The organism is Martinezella sp. CNPSo 3964 (assembly GCF_057784375.1).
The window spans coordinates 253,287-271,763 of record NZ_JBXSOW010000002.1 but is presented as its reverse complement, the minus strand read 5'-3'; the positions used below and the strand labels follow the sequence as shown (position 1 = coordinate 271,763).

The 18,477-nt window shown below is 59.0% G+C and carries 17 protein-coding genes and 2 pseudogenes; 13 read left to right on the top strand and 6 right to left on the bottom strand.

All coding sequences use genetic code 11. From position 1 onward, the window contains the following. Positions 1-131: 131 nt before the first annotated feature. Positions 132-956 (bottom strand): LytTR family DNA-binding domain-containing protein, encoded by an 825-nt coding sequence (locus AC13Q5_RS07935; RefSeq protein ID WP_488501358.1) that lies wholly within the window; start codon positions 954-956, stop codon positions 132-134. Positions 957-1,042: 86 nt separating this feature from the next. Here AC13Q5_RS07935 and AC13Q5_RS07930 point away from each other — a divergent pair, with 86 nt between their 5' ends. After that, entirely contained in the window at positions 1,043-1,534 is a 492-nt protein-coding gene (locus AC13Q5_RS07930; RefSeq protein WP_488501357.1) for a DUF2306 domain-containing protein, read from the top strand. A 93-nt stretch (positions 1,535-1,627) separates the two neighbouring features. Continuing rightward, positions 1,628-2,548, top strand: a complete 921-nt coding sequence (gene ypfJ, locus AC13Q5_RS07925; RefSeq protein ID WP_488501356.1) for a KPN_02809 family neutral zinc metallopeptidase — start codon at positions 1,628-1,630, stop codon at positions 2,546-2,548. 52 nt (positions 2,549-2,600) lie between these two features. Here ypfJ and AC13Q5_RS07920 read toward each other — a convergent pair whose 3' ends face one another. Further along, positions 2,601-3,593, bottom strand: coding sequence for an aldo/keto reductase (locus AC13Q5_RS07920; RefSeq protein ID WP_488501355.1), 993 nt, complete (start codon positions 3,591-3,593; stop codon positions 2,601-2,603). A 124-nt stretch (positions 3,594-3,717) separates the two neighbouring features. Between AC13Q5_RS07920 and AC13Q5_RS07915 the strand changes: the two genes are divergently transcribed. The 4 genes from AC13Q5_RS07915 (at position 3,718) to AC13Q5_RS07900 (ending at position 8,257) form a co-directional block, all read left to right on the top strand. After that, positions 3,718-4,629, top strand: coding sequence for a LysR family transcriptional regulator (locus AC13Q5_RS07915; protein WP_488501354.1), 912 nt, complete (start codon positions 3,718-3,720; stop codon positions 4,627-4,629). Positions 4,630-4,789: 160 nt separating this feature from the next. Further along, positions 4,790-6,046, top strand: coding sequence for a TCR/Tet family MFS transporter (locus AC13Q5_RS07910; RefSeq protein ID WP_075851859.1), 1,257 nt, complete (start codon positions 4,790-4,792; stop codon positions 6,044-6,046). Positions 6,047-6,194: 148 nt separating this feature from the next. Continuing rightward, the gene (locus tag AC13Q5_RS07905; protein WP_488501353.1) at positions 6,195-7,592 is read left to right on the top strand and encodes an MATE family efflux transporter; all 1,398 of its coding nucleotides are present in this window, start codon (positions 6,195-6,197) and stop codon (positions 7,590-7,592) included. Positions 7,593-7,684: 92 nt separating this feature from the next. Then, complete coding sequence (locus AC13Q5_RS07900) at positions 7,685-8,257, top strand: EVE domain-containing protein (protein ID WP_457888798.1); 573 nt, start codon at positions 7,685-7,687, stop codon at positions 8,255-8,257. A gap of 118 nt (positions 8,258-8,375) precedes the next feature. Here AC13Q5_RS07900 and carA read toward each other — a convergent pair whose 3' ends face one another. Continuing rightward, positions 8,376-9,584, bottom strand: a complete 1,209-nt coding sequence (gene carA / locus AC13Q5_RS07895; protein ID WP_457881984.1) for a glutamine-hydrolyzing carbamoyl-phosphate synthase small subunit — start codon at positions 9,582-9,584, stop codon at positions 8,376-8,378. Positions 9,585-9,884: 300 nt separating this feature from the next. Here carA and AC13Q5_RS07890 point away from each other — a divergent pair, with 300 nt between their 5' ends. Continuing rightward, positions 9,885-10,337: a GatB/YqeY domain-containing protein gene (locus AC13Q5_RS07890; protein ID WP_488501352.1), complete on the top strand. Its 453-nt coding sequence runs from the start codon at positions 9,885-9,887 to the stop codon at positions 10,335-10,337. On the opposite strand, the gene AC13Q5_RS07885 is transcribed toward AC13Q5_RS07890, so the two are convergent. Next, positions 10,312-11,220, bottom strand: a complete 909-nt coding sequence (locus AC13Q5_RS07885) for a hypothetical protein (RefSeq protein ID WP_488501351.1) — start codon at positions 11,218-11,220, stop codon at positions 10,312-10,314. The two genes, AC13Q5_RS07890 and AC13Q5_RS07885, sit on opposite strands and share 26 nt — an antisense overlap. Positions 11,221-11,569: 349 nt before the next feature. Beyond that, positions 11,570-11,803 carry a hypothetical protein gene (locus tag AC13Q5_RS07880; protein ID WP_075851038.1) on the bottom strand — a complete coding sequence of 78 codons (234 nt, stop codon included), beginning with the start codon at positions 11,801-11,803 and terminating at the stop codon, positions 11,570-11,572. Between the two features lie 212 nt (positions 11,804-12,015). On the opposite strand from AC13Q5_RS07880, the gene AC13Q5_RS07875 reads away from it, so the two are divergent. From AC13Q5_RS07875 to recQ, 4 genes and pseudogenes are all read left to right on the top strand, one after another. After that, positions 12,016-12,258, top strand: a complete 243-nt coding sequence (locus AC13Q5_RS07875; RefSeq protein WP_488501350.1) for a hypothetical protein — start codon at positions 12,016-12,018, stop codon at positions 12,256-12,258. Between the two features lie 114 nt (positions 12,259-12,372). Then, positions 12,373-13,660: pseudogene (dnaG, locus tag AC13Q5_RS07870) on the top strand (DNA primase); the annotation flags it as partial. Between the two features lie 149 nt (positions 13,661-13,809). Then, positions 13,810-14,340, top strand: a pseudogene (locus tag AC13Q5_RS07865) (DNA primase); the annotation flags it as partial. Between the two features lie 7 nt (positions 14,341-14,347). After that, positions 14,348-16,228, top strand: a complete 1,881-nt coding sequence (gene recQ, locus AC13Q5_RS07860) for a DNA helicase RecQ (protein ID WP_488501349.1) — start codon at positions 14,348-14,350, stop codon at positions 16,226-16,228. Positions 16,229-16,254: 26 nt separating this feature from the next. Here recQ and AC13Q5_RS07855 read toward each other — a convergent pair whose 3' ends face one another. Then, the gene (locus AC13Q5_RS07855) at positions 16,255-17,025 is read right to left on the bottom strand and encodes an SDR family oxidoreductase (RefSeq protein ID WP_075851034.1); all 771 of its coding nucleotides are present in this window, start codon (positions 17,023-17,025) and stop codon (positions 16,255-16,257) included. An 80-nt stretch (positions 17,026-17,105) separates the two neighbouring features. Here AC13Q5_RS07855 and AC13Q5_RS07850 point away from each other — a divergent pair, with 80 nt between their 5' ends. Together AC13Q5_RS07850 and AC13Q5_RS07845 are read left to right on the top strand one after the other, a co-directional pair. Then, positions 17,106-17,255, top strand: a complete 150-nt coding sequence (locus tag AC13Q5_RS07850; RefSeq protein ID WP_159444762.1) for a hypothetical protein — start codon at positions 17,106-17,108, stop codon at positions 17,253-17,255. A 32-nt stretch (positions 17,256-17,287) separates the two neighbouring features. Continuing rightward, the gene (locus AC13Q5_RS07845) at positions 17,288-18,475 is read left to right on the top strand and encodes a glycine C-acetyltransferase (RefSeq protein WP_488501348.1); all 1,188 of its coding nucleotides are present in this window, start codon (positions 17,288-17,290) and stop codon (positions 18,473-18,475) included. Positions 18,476-18,477 lie beyond the last annotated feature (2 nt).

Genomic DNA, 18,477 nt, shown 5'->3' with positions numbered 1-18,477 from the left:
AGGGTGGGAGATCACCGGTCGGGGCGCATGGGCAATATTTTCAGGCTAGAAGCGGCTTATAGGCAAATGTATTTGCAAACGGAACCCCATAAATGGCGGAATCGACATGAATTCTGCCGACTTTGTCGCCATTAGCCGAAACGACGCCGGACATCTTCGGCATAAGAGCGGCTGACGGGCATCTCCGCGCCGTCGCGCGCGATCACGAAAAGCTTGCCATTGTCGCGTTTCAGGCTCGCGATATGGTCCGTCGCGACCCAATGCGATCGGTGCAGGCGGATACCTTCTATGTTGCCGATTTCCATCAGGGCGTCGCCGAAGCGCAAGAGGATGAGTTCGCGGCCGCGTGTTGTCACGACCTCGGTGTAATGGTCGCGAACGGTGAGCCTTATCAGCGCTCCGCGGTTTTCCGGCTTCAAACGCAAGAGAATCGGCGGCTGAGGTGTCCGGGGCCGAATCTCGGGTGCAGAGGTGGACATTGTCTTCGCTTCCGCGAGATCCGTTCCCGCAGCTGCCATCGCGATCTGCCGATGCATGGTCAAATAGGTGAGGATACAGAAGAGGGCGCAAAGCGGTATGGAGCCCAGCGATTGACGTAGGCTGCCGCTCACCGTGGGCAGCGTGCCGAAGAAGGCGAAGTCGACAAGCGTGATGCCGAAGCCGATCGGCAATGCGGCGGCGACGGAGCCGATCATCATCCGGGCGAACATGCCCGCCACATGTCTCCGTAGCAGGATTTCGGCGACGACGGAAAATACGATTGCGATGGACCATGCCATGGCATGAAGGGCGAGCCAGTAGCCGAGCCGGGCTCCCGGCATGAGCCGGTCAAGGGTGCCGTACGGTCCGGTCAAGGCGAAGATCAGGACGATGGTGACAAAGGTCGCCCAGAAGCGCGGCGAACGCTGGATGACCTGCAATTCACGAAGCGTGGACTGCAGAAAGGTGTGATCCACGAAGATTTCCCGTTCTCTTGCGCAATTTCGATTGAGAGAACAACACTATCGCGGAAAGGCTCTATAAACTCAACCGGATATAGATGATGACCTTTGAGCCGCTTCTTGATGCCCCAATCGCGATCCAGATCCATGTCGCGGCGGCCGTTCCGGCCGCCTTGCTCGGAGCCTATCTCCTTCTCAGGCCCAAGGGGACGCCAAGGCATCGCCTGCTCGGCAAGATATGGTTGGTCCTGATGGTCGTGACCGCACTATCGAGCTTCTTCATTCATCAGATCAATATGTTCTATGGCTTCAGTCCGATTCACATGCTCTCGATACTCGTTCTCTTCGGTTGTTGGGGAGCGATCGCCAATGCGCGCAGGCACAATATCGAGGCGCATAAGCGCATCGTCAGAAGCCTTTACTTCGGTGGCATCGTTGGTGCCGGAGCTTTTACCTTTCTTCCGGGGCGGATCATGAACAGGGTGGCTTTCGATGGCGACGAAACGGCGCCGTTTCTGGTCGCGATAGCTATAGCCATTGCGCTTTTATGGTCCGCGTCCAAAGAAATATGGCGGCGGCGGCGTTTAAGCTAATGTTCTGTCGATAGCCAACTGGCTTTGTTACACTTCCTGGATATATAAATGCCTCAAGGGACTTTGATTTTAGGCATCGCCAGGAGGTGCACTATGGATTGGAAGGGGCGTCGGCAATCCGACAATATCGAGGACGAACGCGGCTCATCGCCTATGAGCGGCGGCGGCGGTGGCGGCTTCCGGTTTCCCGGCGGGGGGATTGGCGGCGGCGGTTTGAGCTTCCGTACCATTATCGTGCTCATCGTGATCTTCCTGATCCTGAGAGCCATGGGCGTCGACGTTATCGGCCTGCTGCAGCAAAGTGGCATGCTGGAGGGCGGCGGCTCCGGATATCAGCAAAGCACCTCCAATAGCAGCGGCGGCGGTCAGCCGGCCAATGACGAGATGAAGCAGTTCGTTGCGACTGTTCTTGCCGATACGGAAGACACCTGGACCGGTATCTTCAAGTCGATGGGGCAGACCTATACGGATCCGAAGTTGGTGCTGTTCTCCGGCAGCTTCCCTTCGGCTTGCGGCCAAGCTTCGGCGGCAACCGGCCCCTTCTATTGCCCGAGCGATCAGAAGGTCTATCTCGACATGGCCTTCTTCCAGCAGATGAAGGATCAGTTCGGCGCATCCGGCGATTTCGCGCAAGCCTATGTGATCGCACATGAGATCGGCCATCATGTCCAGGACCTGCTCGGTATCCTGCCGAAGTTCAATCAGGCCCGCCGCAACATGAGCGAAGTCGACGCCAACAAGATGTCCGTGCGCATCGAACTGCAAGCCGATTGCTTTGCCGGCATCTGGGGCAAGTTCACGCAGCAGAAGGGCATCCTGCAGACCGGCGATCTTGAAGAGGCGCTGAATGCTGCGCAGCAGATCGGCGACGATACGCTGCAGAAGCGCACGCAGGGTTATGTCGTTCCCGACAGTTTCAACCACGGCACCTCGGCGCAACGCGTGAAGTGGTTCAAGCAGGGTTTCGATTCCGGCAAGCTCTCGGATTGCGATACTCTCAACAATCCGGTCTGATCTTGCTTGTCCGCTCGCTGAGCATCGGCTAGCGGGCAAGTCGTTTTCCGCATTATTTCTCGCTGTCGAGATGTGTCAGCTGTGCTTCCGGATAGCGGCCGCCGGCCGCGGCATCTTTCGGGATCGCGCGTTCGATCGCAGCCATGTCGGCCTCAGACAATTCAACCGAAAGCGCTCCCAAGGCTTCCGTAAGGCGATCACGGCGGCGGGCGCCGATAACAGGGACGATCTCCGTGCCCTGGGCTGCGACCCAGGCGATGGCGATCTGGGCGATGCTGGCACCCTTCGCCTCAGCGATTCCTCGTAGCGCTTCCACCAATTCCAGGTTCTTTTCGACGTTTCCTGCCTGAAAGCGCGGGCTCATCGTGCGGAAATCGCCCTTTTGGACATTATCCTTCTGCCAGTGGCCGCTGATAAGGCCGCGGGAAAGAACACCATAAGCAGTGATACCGATGCCAAGTTCGCGGCAGGTTGGCAGGATCTTGTCCTCGATGCCGCGCGAGATCAGCGAATATTCGATCTGTAGATCGACGATCGGATGCACGGCGGCGGCGCGGCGTATGGTGTCAGCGCCGACCTCGGACAGGCCGATGTGCCTGATGTAGCCTGCCTTGATGAGATCCGATATCGCGCCGATCTGGTCTTCGATCGGTACATTTGGATCTAGACGGGCGGGGCGGTAAATGTCGATATGGTCGACGCCGAGGCGCTGCAGCGAATAGGCGACGAAATTCCGGATCGCCGCCGGGCGGGCGTCGTAGCCGAGCCATGCACCGGAAGGATCGCGCAGGGCGCCGAACTTGACGCTGAGCAGGAGATCGTCTCGGTTCAGCCCCTTGATGGCTTCGCCGATCAGCATCTCATTGTGGCCCATGCCATAGAAATCGCCCGTATCGAGCAAGTTGATGCCGGCATCGAGCGCGGCGCGGATGGTGGCGATGCTCTCGGCGCGGTCGGACGGGCCGTACATGCCGGACATGCCCATGCAACCAAGGCCGAGCGCGGATACCTGCGGCCCCGTCTTTCCCAATTGATGCTTTTTCATCGTTAGTCTCCTTGGTCGAAGGCGCGCCCATTTTCTTGCAGGCCTCTGTCGATGCTGTTTTACTCGATCGTGCTCTGTGCGATAATCCGGGTAAATTGAAACAGGTTGTTTGGAATTTCGCACAATGGATGACTTGCCGCTGGCCGATCTGGTTGCCTTTACCGCCGTTGCCCGCGAGCGCAGCTTCCGGGAAGCGGCACGCAGGCGCGGCGTTTCCGCCTCGTCGTTAAGCGAAGCGGTGCGGCGTCTGGAGGAACGGCTGGCGGTGCGCCTGCTCAATCGCACGACCCGAAGTGTGACGCCGACGGAGGCGGGAGAGCGGCTGATGGAGCGCCTGACGCCGGCCATGAGCGAGATTGCCGTCGCCCTCGACGACATCAACAGCTTTCGCGATAGCGTCGGTGGGACATTGCGGCTGAATGTGCCGACAGTCGCCGCCACGGTTGTCATGCCCGACATTATAAGCCGCTTCCTGAAGGAATACCCGGCAATATCAGTGGAAATCGTCGCCGAGGACACGTTCATCGATGTGGTGGCCGCCGGCTACGATGCCGGCATCCGCTACGACGAGAGACTGGAAAAGGATATGATCGCCGTACCGATCGGGCCGCGGCGCCAGCATTATGTTACGGCCGCTTCGTCAGACTACCTTGCGACCCATGGCACGCCTAAGCATCCGCGCGACATACTTGAGCATCGCTGCATCCGCCATCGGTTCCTGAGCGGCACGGTGGCGCCGTGGGAATTCGAAAGGAAAGGGGAGACGATCTTCATCGCGCCGCCGATGGTCGTCTCGACCAATTCGATCGAGATCGAGCGCAATGCGGCTGCCGCGGGGTTGGGCATCATCCGCACTTTTCGGGAGTTCCTCGCGCCGCAGATCGCCAGTGGAGAACTGGTGCCCATCCTCGAAGAGTGGGACACGGAGTTCTCCGGCCCGTTTCTTTATTACGCGAGCCGCAGGCATATGCCGACGCCGCTTCGGGCCTTCGTCGACTTTCTGAATCGCGAGCAACGGCGGGGTCGCGGCACATAGTCGCTTTTCTGCCAAGGATCAAAAAAAGCGGTCAATAAATCAATAAGATTGAAGCGTTCACGGATTGTTTCTGCCAAAATCTTTATGTATGGGGGACACTCCGGTTTTTCGTTCACGTTCTGTCTCTTTCATCGAGGCGGAGCCGCCCAAAGGCATCTCCATGATCGATCAGAAATTCGCCCGCCGAGGCCTGTTCCTCGTCTTCCTCATTCTCTTCCTGGACGTCATCGGCATCGCCATCATCATGCCGGTCATGCCGAAATATCTGGAAGAGCTGACGGGCGCGTCGGTCAGTGCCGCGGCGACCGAGGGTGGCTGGTTGCTGCTGGCCTATGCCGCCATGCAGTTCCTATTTTCGCCGTTGATCGGCAATCTGAGCGATCGTTATGGTCGCCGGCCGCTTCTGCTTGCTTCCGTGCTGACATTTGCGATCGACAATTTCATCTGCGCGATCGCCGGCACCTACTGGATGCTGTTCGTCGGCCGCATTCTTGCCGGCATCAGCGGCGCAAGCTTTTCGACCTGCTCGGCCTATATCGCCGACATCAGCAATGACGAGAACCGCGCGAAGAATTTCGGCCTGATCGGCATGGCCTTCGGCGTCGGCTTCGTCCTTGGTCCGGTCATCGGCGGCTTTCTTGGCGAATTCGGGCCGCGCGTGCCTTTCTATGGCGCTGCGGCTCTGGCGTTCCTGAATTTCGTCGGCGCCTATTTCCTGCTGCCGGAAACGCTGGATGCCAAGCATCGCCGACCCTTTGAGATTGCGCGAGCCAATCCGTTTGGCGCGCTCCGGCAGATGCGGCGCTATCAGGGCATCGGCTGGGTCTGTGTCGTGATGTTCCTGAACTGGCTGGCGCACGGCGTCTATCCGGCCGTCTGGGCCTTCGTCACCTCTTATCGTTACGACTGGAGCGAAGGACAGATCGGTTTCTCGCTCGCTGTCTATGGGATCGGTGCGGCAATCGCCATGGGTCTGGCGCTGCCGCGGCTGGTGCCGGTGCTCGGCGAATGGAAAACGGCGCTGCTCGGGCTGATGTTCTCCTGCCTTGGCCTGTTGGGCTATGCCTTTGCATGGCAGGGATGGATGGTCTACGCGGTCGTTGTTCTGACCGTGATCGAAAATGTCGCGGATGCGCCTTTGCGGTCGATTGCCGCCAGCAAGGTGCCGCCCTCGGCGCAGGGCGAGCTGCAAGGCGCACTCGGCAGCCTGACGAGCATCACCGCGATCATCGGCCCCGTGCTGTTCCCCTATCTTTTCCAATACTACACAGCGCCGACAGCGCCCGTCGTCTTTGCCGGCGCACCGTTCATCATGGGAGCGATCCTGGTTGCCACGGCGCTGATCGTGCTTCTGACCAAGGTCCGCAAGACCGAACCGGCTGTCGTTTCGCAGTCGCAAGCAGGTGAGGCGGCCTAAAAATTCATCAGATATTTTGATGTTCTGATGAATTCTTTAGCATCATAGGCCTGCCTGCTGGCTTTTTGAGCCAAGTTGCGGTAATGCGGCAGGCTCGCGCACCCTTGGGTAGGGCGGTTCGCGCGGTTCTAAAGATCGAGTCTTCGCTATGGATATGCCGGTACCTGCGCGCCCGCTCGCGCATGACAATGATAATTCGTGGTCTGCACATGTCCGCGCAACGCTCGCGCTGGGCATTCCGCTAATCGGAGCGCAATTGGCGCAGCTCGGGATCAACACCACCGACGTGATGATCGTGGGCCGGCTCGGTGCCGAGCAGCTGGCGGCGATGGTGCTTTCCGCGCAATTTCTGTTCACGATCCTGGTTTTCGGTTCGGGTTTTTCCATCGCGGTCATGCCGCTGGTGGCGCAGGCCTATGGCAGAGGCGACGTTACCTCGGTACGCCGTGCGCTGCGCATGGGCCTATGGGTCGTAACAACCTATTGGCTGTTGGCACAGCCGGCCTTCTTCTATTCCGAAGAGATTCTGCTCGCGGCCGGACAAAAACCCGACGTCGCGAAATTGGCGAGCGGCTATATCGACATCGGCCACTTCGCCGTGTTGCCGGGGCTGCTCTATAATGTCATCCGGGCGCTGGTGAGCGCCATTGGCCGCGCCGGCATCATCCTCAAGGTCACCATTGCCATGCTCGTCATGAATGCGGTGCTCGCCTACATTCTGGTGCTTGGCCATTTCGGCCTGCCGGCGATGGGCCTGCATGGTGCGGCCATTGTTTCCGTCGCCGTGCAGACCGCCGGCTTCCTCTTCATCGTCGGTTACGTTCAGGCCCACCAGGAAACGCGTCGCTATGAGATCTTCGTCCGGTTCTGGCGGCCCGACTGGAATGCCTTGTGGGATGTCATCCGACTTGGCTTTCCGATCGGTGTGACGGTTCTGGCTGAGGTCAGCCTCTTCACGGCTGCCTCGTTGTTGATGGGTCAGATCGGCACGATCGAGCTTGCCGCTCATGGTATCGCTCTGCAGTGGGCGTCCATCGCCTTCATGATCCCGCTCGGCCTCAGCCAGGCGGCGACCGTACGCGTCGGTGTCGCCCACGGACAGGGCGATCATCTCGGCCTTAAGCGCGCGGCCATCGTGGTGCTCGTCGTTTCGTGCTGCATCGCGCTTTGCGGCAGCATCCTGTTTGCGACTGTGCCATCCTGGCTGGCAAGCTGGTTCCTTGACATCCACTCGGCCGAAGCGTCGCAGGTGCTGGCTTTTGCCGCTCCGCTGATCGTCGTGGCCGGGCTGTTCCAACTCGTCGATGGGCTGCAGGCGATCGCAAGCGGTCTGCTGCGCGGTCTGAAGGATGCGCGCGTGCCGATGATCATGGCGCTGATCGCCTATTGGCCGATCGGCTTCTTCCTGGCCTGGCTGCTGGCATTTCCGGTCGGCTTCGGCGGCATCGGTATCTGGTTCGGCTTCCTGATTGGCCTTGCCTCCGCGGCGGCGATGCTTTGCGCGCGGTTCTATATTCTGGTGCGCTCGGACAAGGCGGCCAGCTGATTGCGGCAGCCTGCCTTGCACTACAAGACTACTGACAAAAATTGACAGCATGATCGTCTATATCTGTCTCATACCAGAGACGGGAGACGACCATGATATTCAAGGCAAGCAATCATAGTGATGCCGCGCTTTTCCCGCGGGAAGATCAGATCAATCGGGGGGCGGCCGTACGCCTCCTGCCACACGCCAACAGCTCGTCCCGGCGACGGGAGCCGGAGCAGAAATCCTACTGGCTGGCGGTGGCCAGCGCCGAGCACGTTCGCATTGGGCGCCAGCATGGCTTCATGCAGGTGAACCACGGCAAACGAGCCCCCTTGCAGCGCATCAAGCCGGGCGACGGCATCGTCTACTACTCCCCATCCGTCAAAATGGGCGAGAGGGACGGCTTTCAGAGCTTCACCGCTATCGGCTTTGTCCGTGAGGGTGAGCCTTATCTTGGCGAAATGGGTTGCGGAAAAGCCTATCGCAAGGATGTGGACTGGCTGGACGCGCCCGAACAACCGCTTCGGCCATTGCTGGGCTGGCTCGATTTCACCCAGGACAAGAATTGGGGCTACAAGCTCAGATTCGGTCTCGTTGAATTCGGACAATCCGACTTCGAGTTCCTCGAGGAAATCTTGATGAGCGAGCTTGAAGTGGTGAAGCAGCGCCGCCTACAAGCCTGAGTTTCGACAAGCATGAACCAATGTGACGGCAGACCTCCCAAGTTGACGCGCAAAAAGAAAAGCCCCGGATTGATGATCAATCCGGGGCTTTTCTTATGCGATTGGGTCGTCGACGTTATCAGGCTCGTTCTGCCAGAGCGGACTCGCCCTTCTTTTCGCGCACCAGATTGATGAAGCGGCGGAAAAGATAATGGCTGTCCTGCGGGCCGGGAGAAGCTTCCGGGTGATGCTGGACGGAGAAGACCGGCTTGCCGGCGACGCGCAGGCCGCAATTGCTGCCGTCGAAGAGCGAAATATGAGTCTCCTCAACGCCTTCCGGCAGCGACTTCGAGTCGACCGCGAAGCCATGGTTCATCGAGACGATCTCGACCTTGCCCGTCGTGTGGTCCTTCACCGGATGGTTGGCGCCGTGATGGCCCTGGTGCATCTTTGCCGTCTTGGCGCCGAGTGCGAGGCCTAGCATCTGGTGACCGAGGCAGATGCCAAAGAGCGGGATTTCCGCCTTCAGCAGATCCTTGATGACAGGTACGGCATATTCGCCGGTTGCAGCCGGATCGCCGGGGCCGTTGGAGAGGAAGATGCCGTCCGGCTTCAGGCCGAGGACTTCGTCCGTCGATGCTGTCGCCGGCAGGACGGTGACCTTGCAATCGAGGCCGGCGAACAGGCGCAGGATGTTACGCTTGACGCCATAATCGAGGCAGACGACGTGATATTTTGCGTTGTCGGCGCCGAGTTCGCCATAGCCTTCGTTCCAGACCCAGGGCGTCTGCGACCATTGCGAAGACTGGCCGGAGGAGGCGACCTTGGCAAGGTCGAGACCTTCGAGGCCACTCCAGGCCTTGGCGTCCGCCTTCAGCTGATCGATATCGAAGACGCCGGTCACGTCATGGGCGATCACGCCGTTCGGCATGCCGTTTTCGCGGATCCAGGCGGTCAGCGCGCGCGTGTCGATGCCGCAAAGACCGATGATGCCGCGCGCCTTCAGCCATTGGTCGAGATGTTTGGCGGCGCGGTAGTTCGAAGGGTCGGTGATATCGGCCTTGAAGATGACGCCGACTGCGCCGTGGCGGGCGGCGGGCGTCAGGTCTTCGATATCTTCGTCGTTGGTGCCGACATTGCCGATATGAGGGAAAGTGAAGGTGACGATCTGACCGAGATAGGAGGGATCGGTCAGGATCTCCTCGTAACCCGTCAGCGCCGTGTTGAAGCAGACTTCGGCCTGGACCTTGCCGGTCGCGCCGATGCCCTTGCCCTCGATCACGGTGCCGTCGGCAAGAACGAGCAGGGCGGTCGGCTTTTCAGTGGTCCATGGGGCTGTCGCGGTCATAGTCATCCCGTTTCCGGCGTCGAGCGCGGCCTTGAACAGACCGTCGGCTTCCGCCATGTTTGTAGCAAGGTACAGCCGGCGACCCAGGTCGCGGCTTGAGATCTTCCTATCGATCTAATGTGCAGGTGATGGACATAGCTAAACAAGGCGAGCCGGTCAATGCGCGCTTTTGCTTTCCTATCAAGGAATTCGGGCTCCGGGCCACAATTGCATTGATCGACACTGTTGGTCTAAGAGACAGGCAAGATGATATAGGTGGCCGGGTCGATCGTTGCCGGCCTGCTTCAAGGAGTTAAAGACATGATCCGCGAGACCCTTTCCAACGCCCAGAAGGATGCCATGAGGGCAAAGGATACGGCGAAGCTTTCGACCGTTCGTCTGATCCTCGCTGCCATCAAGGACAAGGATATCGCCAATCGCGGTCTCGGCAAGGAACAGGCGAGCGAGGATGAAATCCTGCAGCTGCTCGCCAAGATGATCAAGCAGCGCGAAGAATCGGTGAAGATCTACATCGACGGCGGCCGCCCGGAGCTCGCCGACAAGGAACGTGAAGAAATCACCGTCATCCAGGGTTTCATGCCCGAGCAGCTTTCCGAAGAGAAGGTGCGCGAGATTTGCGTTGCGATCGTCGCGGAACTCGGCGCGCAGGGCCTGAAGGATATGGGCAAGTGCGTTGCCGCCCTGCGCGAGCGGTATGCCGGCCAGATGGATTTCGCAAAGGCCTCGGCTATCCTGAAGGAACTGCTGAAGTAAAACTCTGCTTCACCTTCGGCATACGGACCGGCCGTGTGCCGAAGGTATTTTGCCAGGCGGCGTCTATGATGGCGAGTTTCCCCGCCTGATAGTTCCGATATTCCTCGATGAACGCGGTGGAGAGCCAAAGCTGGCTCCGTCCCGGCGATCCGGTCCATCCGACGCTTTGCATTTTTATGGCCTTGTTCATGAGCCGCTTTGCGTTGGTTCTTGAGATGAGAAACCGGCTACAGATATCCGTAAAGGCTACCGGCCCGATGATCGCTTTCCGAGTCGTCGGGTTGATCGTGCCGATGCGGGAGATCAGATAATCCATGATGATGCCGCCTGAATTTGCCCAGGTGAACAGATCGAACGTTTCTCCCGGATGGCGCAGGTCGCCACTCTCTATTATGCCGACCGAGATGGGGGGCTGTAGCAGGCCGATGAGTTCCGGTTTTTTGCTAAATAGGGCGTTGCGCTTGCCGCCATCCAATCGATCCAGCACCGAAAGATGGATACCCATCCATTTGGCAAGCTGTTTTGCAGCCTCTTCCGTGGGCTGCATTGGCCGCGCGCGTCGATCGCTTGCAACAGGCAGGTAACGCAGAAAACCGAGAGCCAGCATCTCCTGAATGAAGCTGAGCGCGGTGTTGTGGCTGGCGATTTCGTGTTCGACGATATAGTTGGCGAAGCGATTGGCATGGATGCCGGGCGGTTCTCCGTCGATGCCGCCGCTATAAAGGGCGAAGCCGGCGAGCGCCATCAGCCAGCGTTGTTGTGAAGCAAAGACAGAGCATACGCTCTGATTCTCATCATAAGTGGATATAATCTCTCGTGTATAACCGAGGATTTCTGTGAAAAATTTGGGGTCCTGAGCAAGTTCCTTCGCGGATAAAGACATGCAACCGTCTCCGATCAACTGAACAAATTTTCAAATTGTCTGACGAGATAATTACTAAGATCGCATATACGTAGATAATAAAAGATATCGATCGATATCGTTGCGTCAAGATACTCGCGGCGATGAACCAAAGATGTTCCGCAGCATATCTTGGATACTCGTACTGTCGCGAAATTGAGATGGCCCGAAATTAGAGAAGGCAGGAGCTGGGGGAGCTCCTGCCTTCTTGCGCTTTGCTGACGTTTGATTACGCAGGGTGGGGCCCAAAAATCAAACGTCTTTTGCAAAGGCACTCAGGTGGGGCGGCGCCGGGGGTAGGGATGGTGCCCCACCTGAGTATCTGCTGAACTTATCTGAAAATCCTGATCTGCTGGGGCAAAGCCAACGCCTGCGGCGGCAGTTCGGACATTTGAACCTTTACGCCTGCCGTAAGGGCAGGAACTTTCATATTCGCCGGCAACTGATATCCCGCACCGGCATAGAGCACATTCTTTTCGCTGGCGCCGCTATCCATCGTGGCCGAGCTATAGGTAGCCGTGGCGAAGATGGCTGCTGCTGCCAAGGGTACGATAAGAACGCGCATTTCCCTCTCCTAAACTGAAAGCCCGTACCTGGTGGCTTCCGGTTCGTCAGGGCGTCTCGGCATGTCGCGTCGCAAAGAAGTTTCTTCGCCGGCTTGTCTCGCCCTGTGAGAAGAACGCTATTGCGGCGCACACCAACAATCAAATTACAAAAAAATAATGTTTGGCTTACGAACCTTGCCGCAAATGCGCCTTCAGAGAGTGTCCCCAGGGCGTGATCGCTTTGCAGCCGTTGATTGTCTATGGTGCCGAGCTTGTTCGCGTTTATCGACTGCAGGCTGTGCAAGCCTTTGCTTTTTTGCAGATTTTTGCGTACGAAATAGTTACTTTCGTGCGCGCGATTACGCCAGTTCCGGTCATGGTGAAGGGATTTTGGGGCGCTTCGGGCCTGTCAAACGCAGCCTGGGATTTCGACGCGAATGCGGATGAATGCGCTGTTGTGTTCACGGAGTTGTGATCGTAGGGCGAAAATGCAATCGCCGACAAAGGGCTGTGAATAGCGTGGGAGGCGGCCGGGTCGTCGTGGCAATGCCCTCCATTCCTGTTTATATGGGATGAGCCAGAGGTAGCCATGCGATTTTCCAATACGTTTCTCGACGAGATTCGCGACCGCGTTTTGATTTCGGACGTGATCGGTCGTCGTGTGACCTGGGATCGGCGCAAGACGAATGTGCCGCGTGGCGATTACTGGGCCTGCTGCCCATTCCACGGCGAGAAATCGCCGAGCTTCCACTGCGAGGATCGCAAGGGGCGCTATCATTGCTTCGGTTGTGGCGTGACGGGCGATCATTTCCGCTTTCTCACCGAATTGGAGGGCTTGAGCTTTCCGGAAGCGGTGCAGCAGATCGCCGATATGGCCGGCGTTCCGATGCCGGTTGCCGACCCGATGGAGGCGAAAAGGGAGAAGGAACGCACGTCGCTGCTCGATGTCATGGAGATGGCGACTCAGTTCTTTCAGGATCAGCTGCAGACCGCCAATGGCGCGAAAGCACGTGCCTATCTGCGTGACCGCGGGCTCAGCGGCCGCACGATCGAAACCTTCCGCTTGGGATATTCGCCCGATAGCCGCAACGCTTTGAAAGAACACCTCGCCAGCAAGGGCGTGCTGAAGGAGCAGATTGAAGCTTGCGGGCTCGTTGTCCATGAGAACGTGCCGGTCTCCTATGACCGCTTCCGCGACCGCATCATGTTTCCGATCCTGTCGTCGCGCGAGAAGGTGATTGCCTTCGGCGGCCGCGCCATGTCGCCGGATGCGCCGGCGAAATATCTGAATTCCAACGAGACGGAGCTCTTTCACAAAGGCAACGTGCTCTACAATTTCACCCGTGCGCGCCGCGCTGCCCAAGGTGCCGATGGCGCCGGCACCATTATCGCGGTCGAAGGCTATATGGATGTCATCGCGCTGCATCAGGCCGGCGTCGAGAATGCGGTCGCGCCGCTCGGCACGGCCCTGACAGAGAGCCAGCTCGATCTCCTCTGGAAGATGACGCCGGAGCCGGTGCTCTGCTTCGATGGCGACGGTGCCGGTATCCGTGCAGCCAATCGCGCCGCCGATCTGGCGCTGCCGCATATCAAGCCGAACCGGACCGTGCGCTTTGCTCTGTTGCCCGATGGCAAGGATCCAGACGATCTCGTGCGGCAAGACGGACGTGCGCCCTTCGACAAGGTGCTGGCGCAGGCAAAGCCGCTGGCCGACCTGATATGGACGAGAGAGGCCGGCAGCGGCGCTTTCGAGACGCCGGAGGCGCGGGCGGAGCTGGAAGCGCGGTTGCGACGCATCGTGTCCGTCATTACGGATGAAGATGTAAAGCGCCAATATCAGCAGCTAATACGCGACAAACTATTTTCATTCTTTCAGGCAAAGCGCGGGCCTCGAAGTCCTCAAGATTCTAAGGAAAAGATAAAAAACTCGCATAAAATGGAAACTCGTGGCGGGGCTCCTTTGGAGCCGGGGAAATTTGCAAGCCAAAAGCTACAACAAAATGCGACGTACAACACAGTTCGATTGCTTTTGCGTGAGTCTGTTCTGGCGTTAACATTGGTCAACCACCCCCAGCTCTTGCTGGAAGAATATGACGAAGTTGCCGCTATTGATTTTGATAATCGTGATCTTCAGCGCCTATTGTCAGAAGCGCTCGCTTTTGCGGCAATCACAACAGGTCCTCATTTCAACCGGGAGCGGTTAGGTGAACGGCTCGACGAGGGCGGGTTCTCCTCGCTGCTGGCGAATATGAATCAGCAGGTACGCAATGCCCGTCTGTGGACGGCAACCGAGGAAGCCGCCATGGAGGACGCGCGTGAGGGCTATCGTCAGGCGCTGGCGCTCCACAAACGTTCGAAAGCATTGCGCTGGCACAAGATCGAGCTGGAAGGCGCTATTGCAGAGGCGACCGAAGAAGGCGACGGTGAAGCGATCGAGCCGTTGATTCGCGCCCTGCAAGAAGTGCAGCTCGAGGCGCTGCGTCTGGAAAATCAGGAAGCGATCATCGATGGCTTCGGCGTGCTTTCCGGTCGTGTCAAAGGTGCCGCTGGAAAATAGGGAATAGATGCCTCAATCTGAGAGACAAGAGCCGCGATTTTCCGCGGGCGACGCATTATTCGATGAGCGCATGGGTGCGTTGGCGCCGCTCGATATCCTCAAGCGCGTCTACGGCTACTCGGCCTTTCGCGGCAAGCAGCAGCAGGTAGTCGAGCATGTCGTCGCTGGAGGCGATGCGGTCGTGTTGTTTCCGACCGGTGCTGGCAAATCGCTCTGCTTTCAGATCCCTGCGCTTTGCCGCGACGGTATCGGTATCGTCGTCTCGCCGCTGATTGCCCTGATGCGGGATCAGGTGGAGGCGATGAAGCAGCTCGGCATCCGCGCGGCTGCCTTGAATTCGTCGCTGTCGCGCGAGGAGGCGAGCGATGTCTATCGCACCATTTCCGCAGGCAAGCTCGATCTGCTTTATGTGACGCCGGAACGCATCGTGACGGAAGGCTTCTGCCAGATGCTCGGCAGGACGAAGATCGCGCTTTTCGCGATCGACGAGGCGCACTGCGTCTCTCAATGGGGGCATGATTTCAGGCCGGAATATCGCGATCTCGGCAGGCTTGCCGAGCTTTTTCCCGGCGTTCCGCGCATCGCGCTGACGGCGACGGCCGACCCGCACACCCGCGACGACATCATCGAGCGGCTGGGTCTCGACGATGCCAAGGTCTTCACAACGAGTTTCGATCGTCCGAACATCACCTATGAAATCGTCGAGCGCGATCAGCCGCGCCAGCAATTGCTGCGTTTTCTCGAGGGTCATCGCGGCGACAGCGGCATCGTTTATTGCCTCTCGCGTGCCAAGGTCGAGGACACGGCGGAGTGGCTGAACGGGCAGGGTGTTCGCGCGCTACCCTATCATGCCGGCATGGATCGGTCGCTTCGCGACACCAATCAGGACGCCTTCCTGAAGGAAGAAGATCTGTGCCTCGTGGCAACGGTCGCCTTCGGCATGGGCATCGACAAGCCGAACGTGCGCTATGTTGCCCATCTCGATCTGCCGGGTTCTGTCGAAGCCTATTATCAGGAGACGGGTCGTGCCGGGCGCGACGGTCTCTCCTCCAATGTCTGGATGGCCTATGGCATGGCCGATGTCATCCAGCGGCGTCGAATGATCGACGAGGGTGGTGCATCCGAGGAAATCAAGCGGGTGGAACGGGCAAAGCTCAATGCGCTGCTTGCGATCTGCGAAACCGCAGGATGCCGGCGACAGTCGATCCTCGCGCATTTCGGCGAGGCGCATGGCGGCGGTTGCGGCAATTGCGATACGTGCCTGAAGCCTGTCGAGACCTGGGACGGCACGGAAGCGGCCATCAAGGCGCTCGCCGCGGTCTATCGTACCGGCGAGCGTTTCGGCACCGGCCACGTCATCGATGTGCTGATCGGTACGATCAACGAGAAGACCGAACGCTTCGGCCATGTCGATATGCCTGTCTTCGGCGCAGGAAAGGATATTCCTTCCCGCACCTGGCAATCGATCTTCCGGCAATTATTGGCAAACGGTTTCATCAGCATCGATCACACGGCCTTTGGCGCCATGAAGCTGGAAGAGCAGGCGAGGGCGGTGTTCAAGCGCGAGCGGCAGGTCTTCTTTCGCAAGGACCGGCCCGAGCCCGGCCGTCGCGGCAAGAAGGCGGGGCGACCGGAGAAGCAGGCGCACGGTCTGGCCGGCGAGGACCAGCTCCTCTTCGATGCGCTGCGTGCCGAGCGCACTCGGATTGCCAAGGAATTGGGCGTGCCGCCCTATGTCGTCTTCCCGGATACGACTCTGATCGCCTTTGCGACGGAGCGGCCGGGCAGCCGCAAGGCTCTGCTTGAGATTTCCGGTGTCGGGCAGTCGAAGCTTGAACGCTACGGCGATGCATTCCTCGCTGTAATTTCGGAATTCAGCAGCCGATGACATGCTGAAGCCCGACGGTCGATGCGCTACATCCGCACCGTCATGCCGCCATCGACGGTCAGGACGTGGCCGTTGACGAAGGAGGCGGCGTCGCTGGCAAGGAATAGCGCAGCCCCCGCAATTTCGTCCGGACGCCCCCAGCGCTGAACCGGGATACGTTGGCGCACGAAGGGGATCAGTTCTTCGTTCGCGGCCATTGCGGCATTGGTTTCCGTTGCGAACCAGCCTGGAGCGATGGCGTTGCTGGTGATGCCGTAAGGACCGAATTCCACCGCCATGCCGCGCATGAGGCCCGCCAACCCCTGCTTGGCAGCGGGATAGACACAATCACCCGGCATGACGACCTGTCCGCTGATCGAGGTGACCGAGATCAGCCGCCCATGACTGTTTCGCTTCATCAGGCGGGCGGCGTCGCGGGAGAGCATGATCGAGGCGGCGAGATCGGTGTTCAGCAAGGTGAGGATCGCCTCGTCGTCGAAATCGGCCAGAGCGCGCCTGTCGCGGGCGCCGACATTGTTGATCAATATGTCGAGCCGGCCGTGGCTCTTCTCGATGTCATTCATTGCCTCACGCTGTGCGTCGCGGTCGGAAATGTCGAAGGCGGCAGCTTCTGCCGAGCCATCTCTTGCTCGGATGATCTCGACGGCCGTATCCAACGTAGCCGCGGTCCGCCCGTTGATGATGACGTGCGCGCCGGCATCGGCGAGCGCCTTTGCCATCTCAAATCCGAGTCCGCGTCCGCCTCCGGTAACAAGGGCAATTCGCCCTGCGAGGGAGAATCTGTGAAATATGTTCATAGCGCTCTCTTATCTTGAGACCGATGGCAATCTGGCGCAAAATATTGGACTCAGTCAAGTAATTTTTGCGATGGAAGCTGATGAAGTTTGACCAGGAAGTTGCGCGCAAGCGGGTCGGTTTGACAGATAATATCGAAACTGCGCCCTATCGCGCCGACGTCACCGTGTTGCGCATTTTTGCCGCTGCTGGGTGCAGCAAGCGGCCGGATCCTATGTTATTTCTTGATTAATTAGGCACTTTGACCAGCATCGGAATGCGACCATGACTTCAGCGTTCATATCCCATTTGCGCAATGAACTTCTCGGCCTGAAAGAAGCCGGCCTCTACAAGGCCGAGCGTGTCATCACCTCCAAGCAGGCCGGCGAGATCGCCGTGCTTGGCGGCGCGCGCGTTCTCAATTTCTGTGCCAACAACTATCTCGGCCTTGCCGATAACGAGGAGCTCGCCGAGGCCGCGAAGAGGGCACTCGATCGCTATGGCTATGGTATGGCCTCGGTTCGTTTCATCTGCGGCACGCAGGAGGAGCATAAGCAGCTCGAGGCGCGGATTTCGGCCTTCCTCGGAATGGAAGCGACGATCCTCTACTCCTCGTGTTTCGATGCCAACGGCGGGTTGTTCGAGACGCTGCTGTCGGAAGAGGATGCCATCATTTCGGATGCCCTTAATCATGCCTCGATCATCGATGGTGTGCGGCTCTCCAAGGCAAAGCGCTTCCGCTATGCCAACAACGACATGGCGGCCTTGGAAGAGGAACTGAAGAAGGCCGAAGGGAGCCGCTTCAAGCTGATCGCCACGGACGGTGTCTTTTCCATGGACGGTATCATCGCCAATCTCGGCGGCGTCTGCGATCTGGCGGAAAAATATGGCGCAATGGTCATGGTCGATGACAGCCATGCGGTCGGCTTCGTCGGCGAGCATGGCCGGGGATCGGCAGAATATTGCGGCGTCGAAGGCCGGGTGGATATCATCACCGGCACGCTCGGCAAGGCGCTCGGAGGCGCATCCGGTGGTTATACGTCGGCCAGGGGCGAGATCGTCGAATGGCTGCGGCAGCGCTCGCGTCCTTACCTCTTCTCCAATACTCTGGCGCCGGTCATCGCGGCTGCATCGCTGAAGGTCTTCGATCTGATCGAGAACGGCAGCGAGTTGCGTGCGCGGCTCCGAGGCAATGCGGAACTCTTCCGCAGCGAGATGACGAAGCTCGGCTTCACGCTGGCCGGCGCTGATCACCCGATCATCCCCGTCATGCTCGGCGACGCGAAGCTCGCGCAGGACATGGCGGCGCTGATGCTGCAGAAGGGCGTCTATGTCATCGGCTTCTCCTTCCCTGTCGTGCCGAAGGGCCAGGCGCGCATCCGTACGCAGATGTCGGCCGCCCATTCCAAGGCTGATGTCGAAAAGGCGATCGCAGCCTTTGCGGAGGCCGGAAAAGAACTTGGAATCATTTGAAT

Bases quoted from the DNA above. Each gene is read 5' to 3' on its own strand.
- AC13Q5_RS07845 (WP_488501348.1), top strand. From the start codon at position 17,288: ATGACTTCAGCGTTCATATCCCATTTGCGCAATGAACTTCTCGGCCTG.
- AC13Q5_RS07910 (WP_075851859.1), top strand. From the start codon at position 4,790: ATGATCGATCAGAAATTCGCCCGCCGAGGCCTGTTCCTCGTCTTCCTC.
- AC13Q5_RS07920 (WP_488501355.1), bottom strand. From the start codon at position 3,593: ATGAAAAAGCATCAATTGGGAAAGACGGGGCCGCAGGTATCCGCGCTC.
- AC13Q5_RS07900 (WP_457888798.1), top strand. From the start codon at position 7,685: ATGATATTCAAGGCAAGCAATCATAGTGATGCCGCGCTTTTCCCGCGG.
- ypfJ (WP_488501356.1), top strand. From the start codon at position 1,628: ATGGATTGGAAGGGGCGTCGGCAATCCGACAATATCGAGGACGAACGC.
- carA (WP_457881984.1), bottom strand. From the start codon at position 9,584: ATGACCGCGACAGCCCCATGGACCACTGAAAAGCCGACCGCCCTGCTC.
- AC13Q5_RS07930 (WP_488501357.1), top strand. From the start codon at position 1,043: ATGACCTTTGAGCCGCTTCTTGATGCCCCAATCGCGATCCAGATCCAT.
- AC13Q5_RS07885 (WP_488501351.1), bottom strand. From the start codon at position 11,220: ATGTCTTTATCCGCGAAGGAACTTGCTCAGGACCCCAAATTTTTCACA.
- AC13Q5_RS07850 (WP_159444762.1), top strand. From the start codon at position 17,106: ATGAAGTTTGACCAGGAAGTTGCGCGCAAGCGGGTCGGTTTGACAGAT.
- AC13Q5_RS07905 (WP_488501353.1), top strand. From the start codon at position 6,195: ATGGATATGCCGGTACCTGCGCGCCCGCTCGCGCATGACAATGATAAT.
- AC13Q5_RS07890 (WP_488501352.1), top strand. From the start codon at position 9,885: ATGATCCGCGAGACCCTTTCCAACGCCCAGAAGGATGCCATGAGGGCA.
- AC13Q5_RS07855 (WP_075851034.1), bottom strand. From the start codon at position 17,025: ATGAACATATTTCACAGATTCTCCCTCGCAGGGCGAATTGCCCTTGTT.
- AC13Q5_RS07915 (WP_488501354.1), top strand. From the start codon at position 3,718: ATGGATGACTTGCCGCTGGCCGATCTGGTTGCCTTTACCGCCGTTGCC.
- AC13Q5_RS07880 (WP_075851038.1), bottom strand. From the start codon at position 11,803: ATGCGCGTTCTTATCGTACCCTTGGCAGCAGCAGCCATCTTCGCCACG.
- recQ (WP_488501349.1), top strand. From the start codon at position 14,348: ATGCCTCAATCTGAGAGACAAGAGCCGCGATTTTCCGCGGGCGACGCA.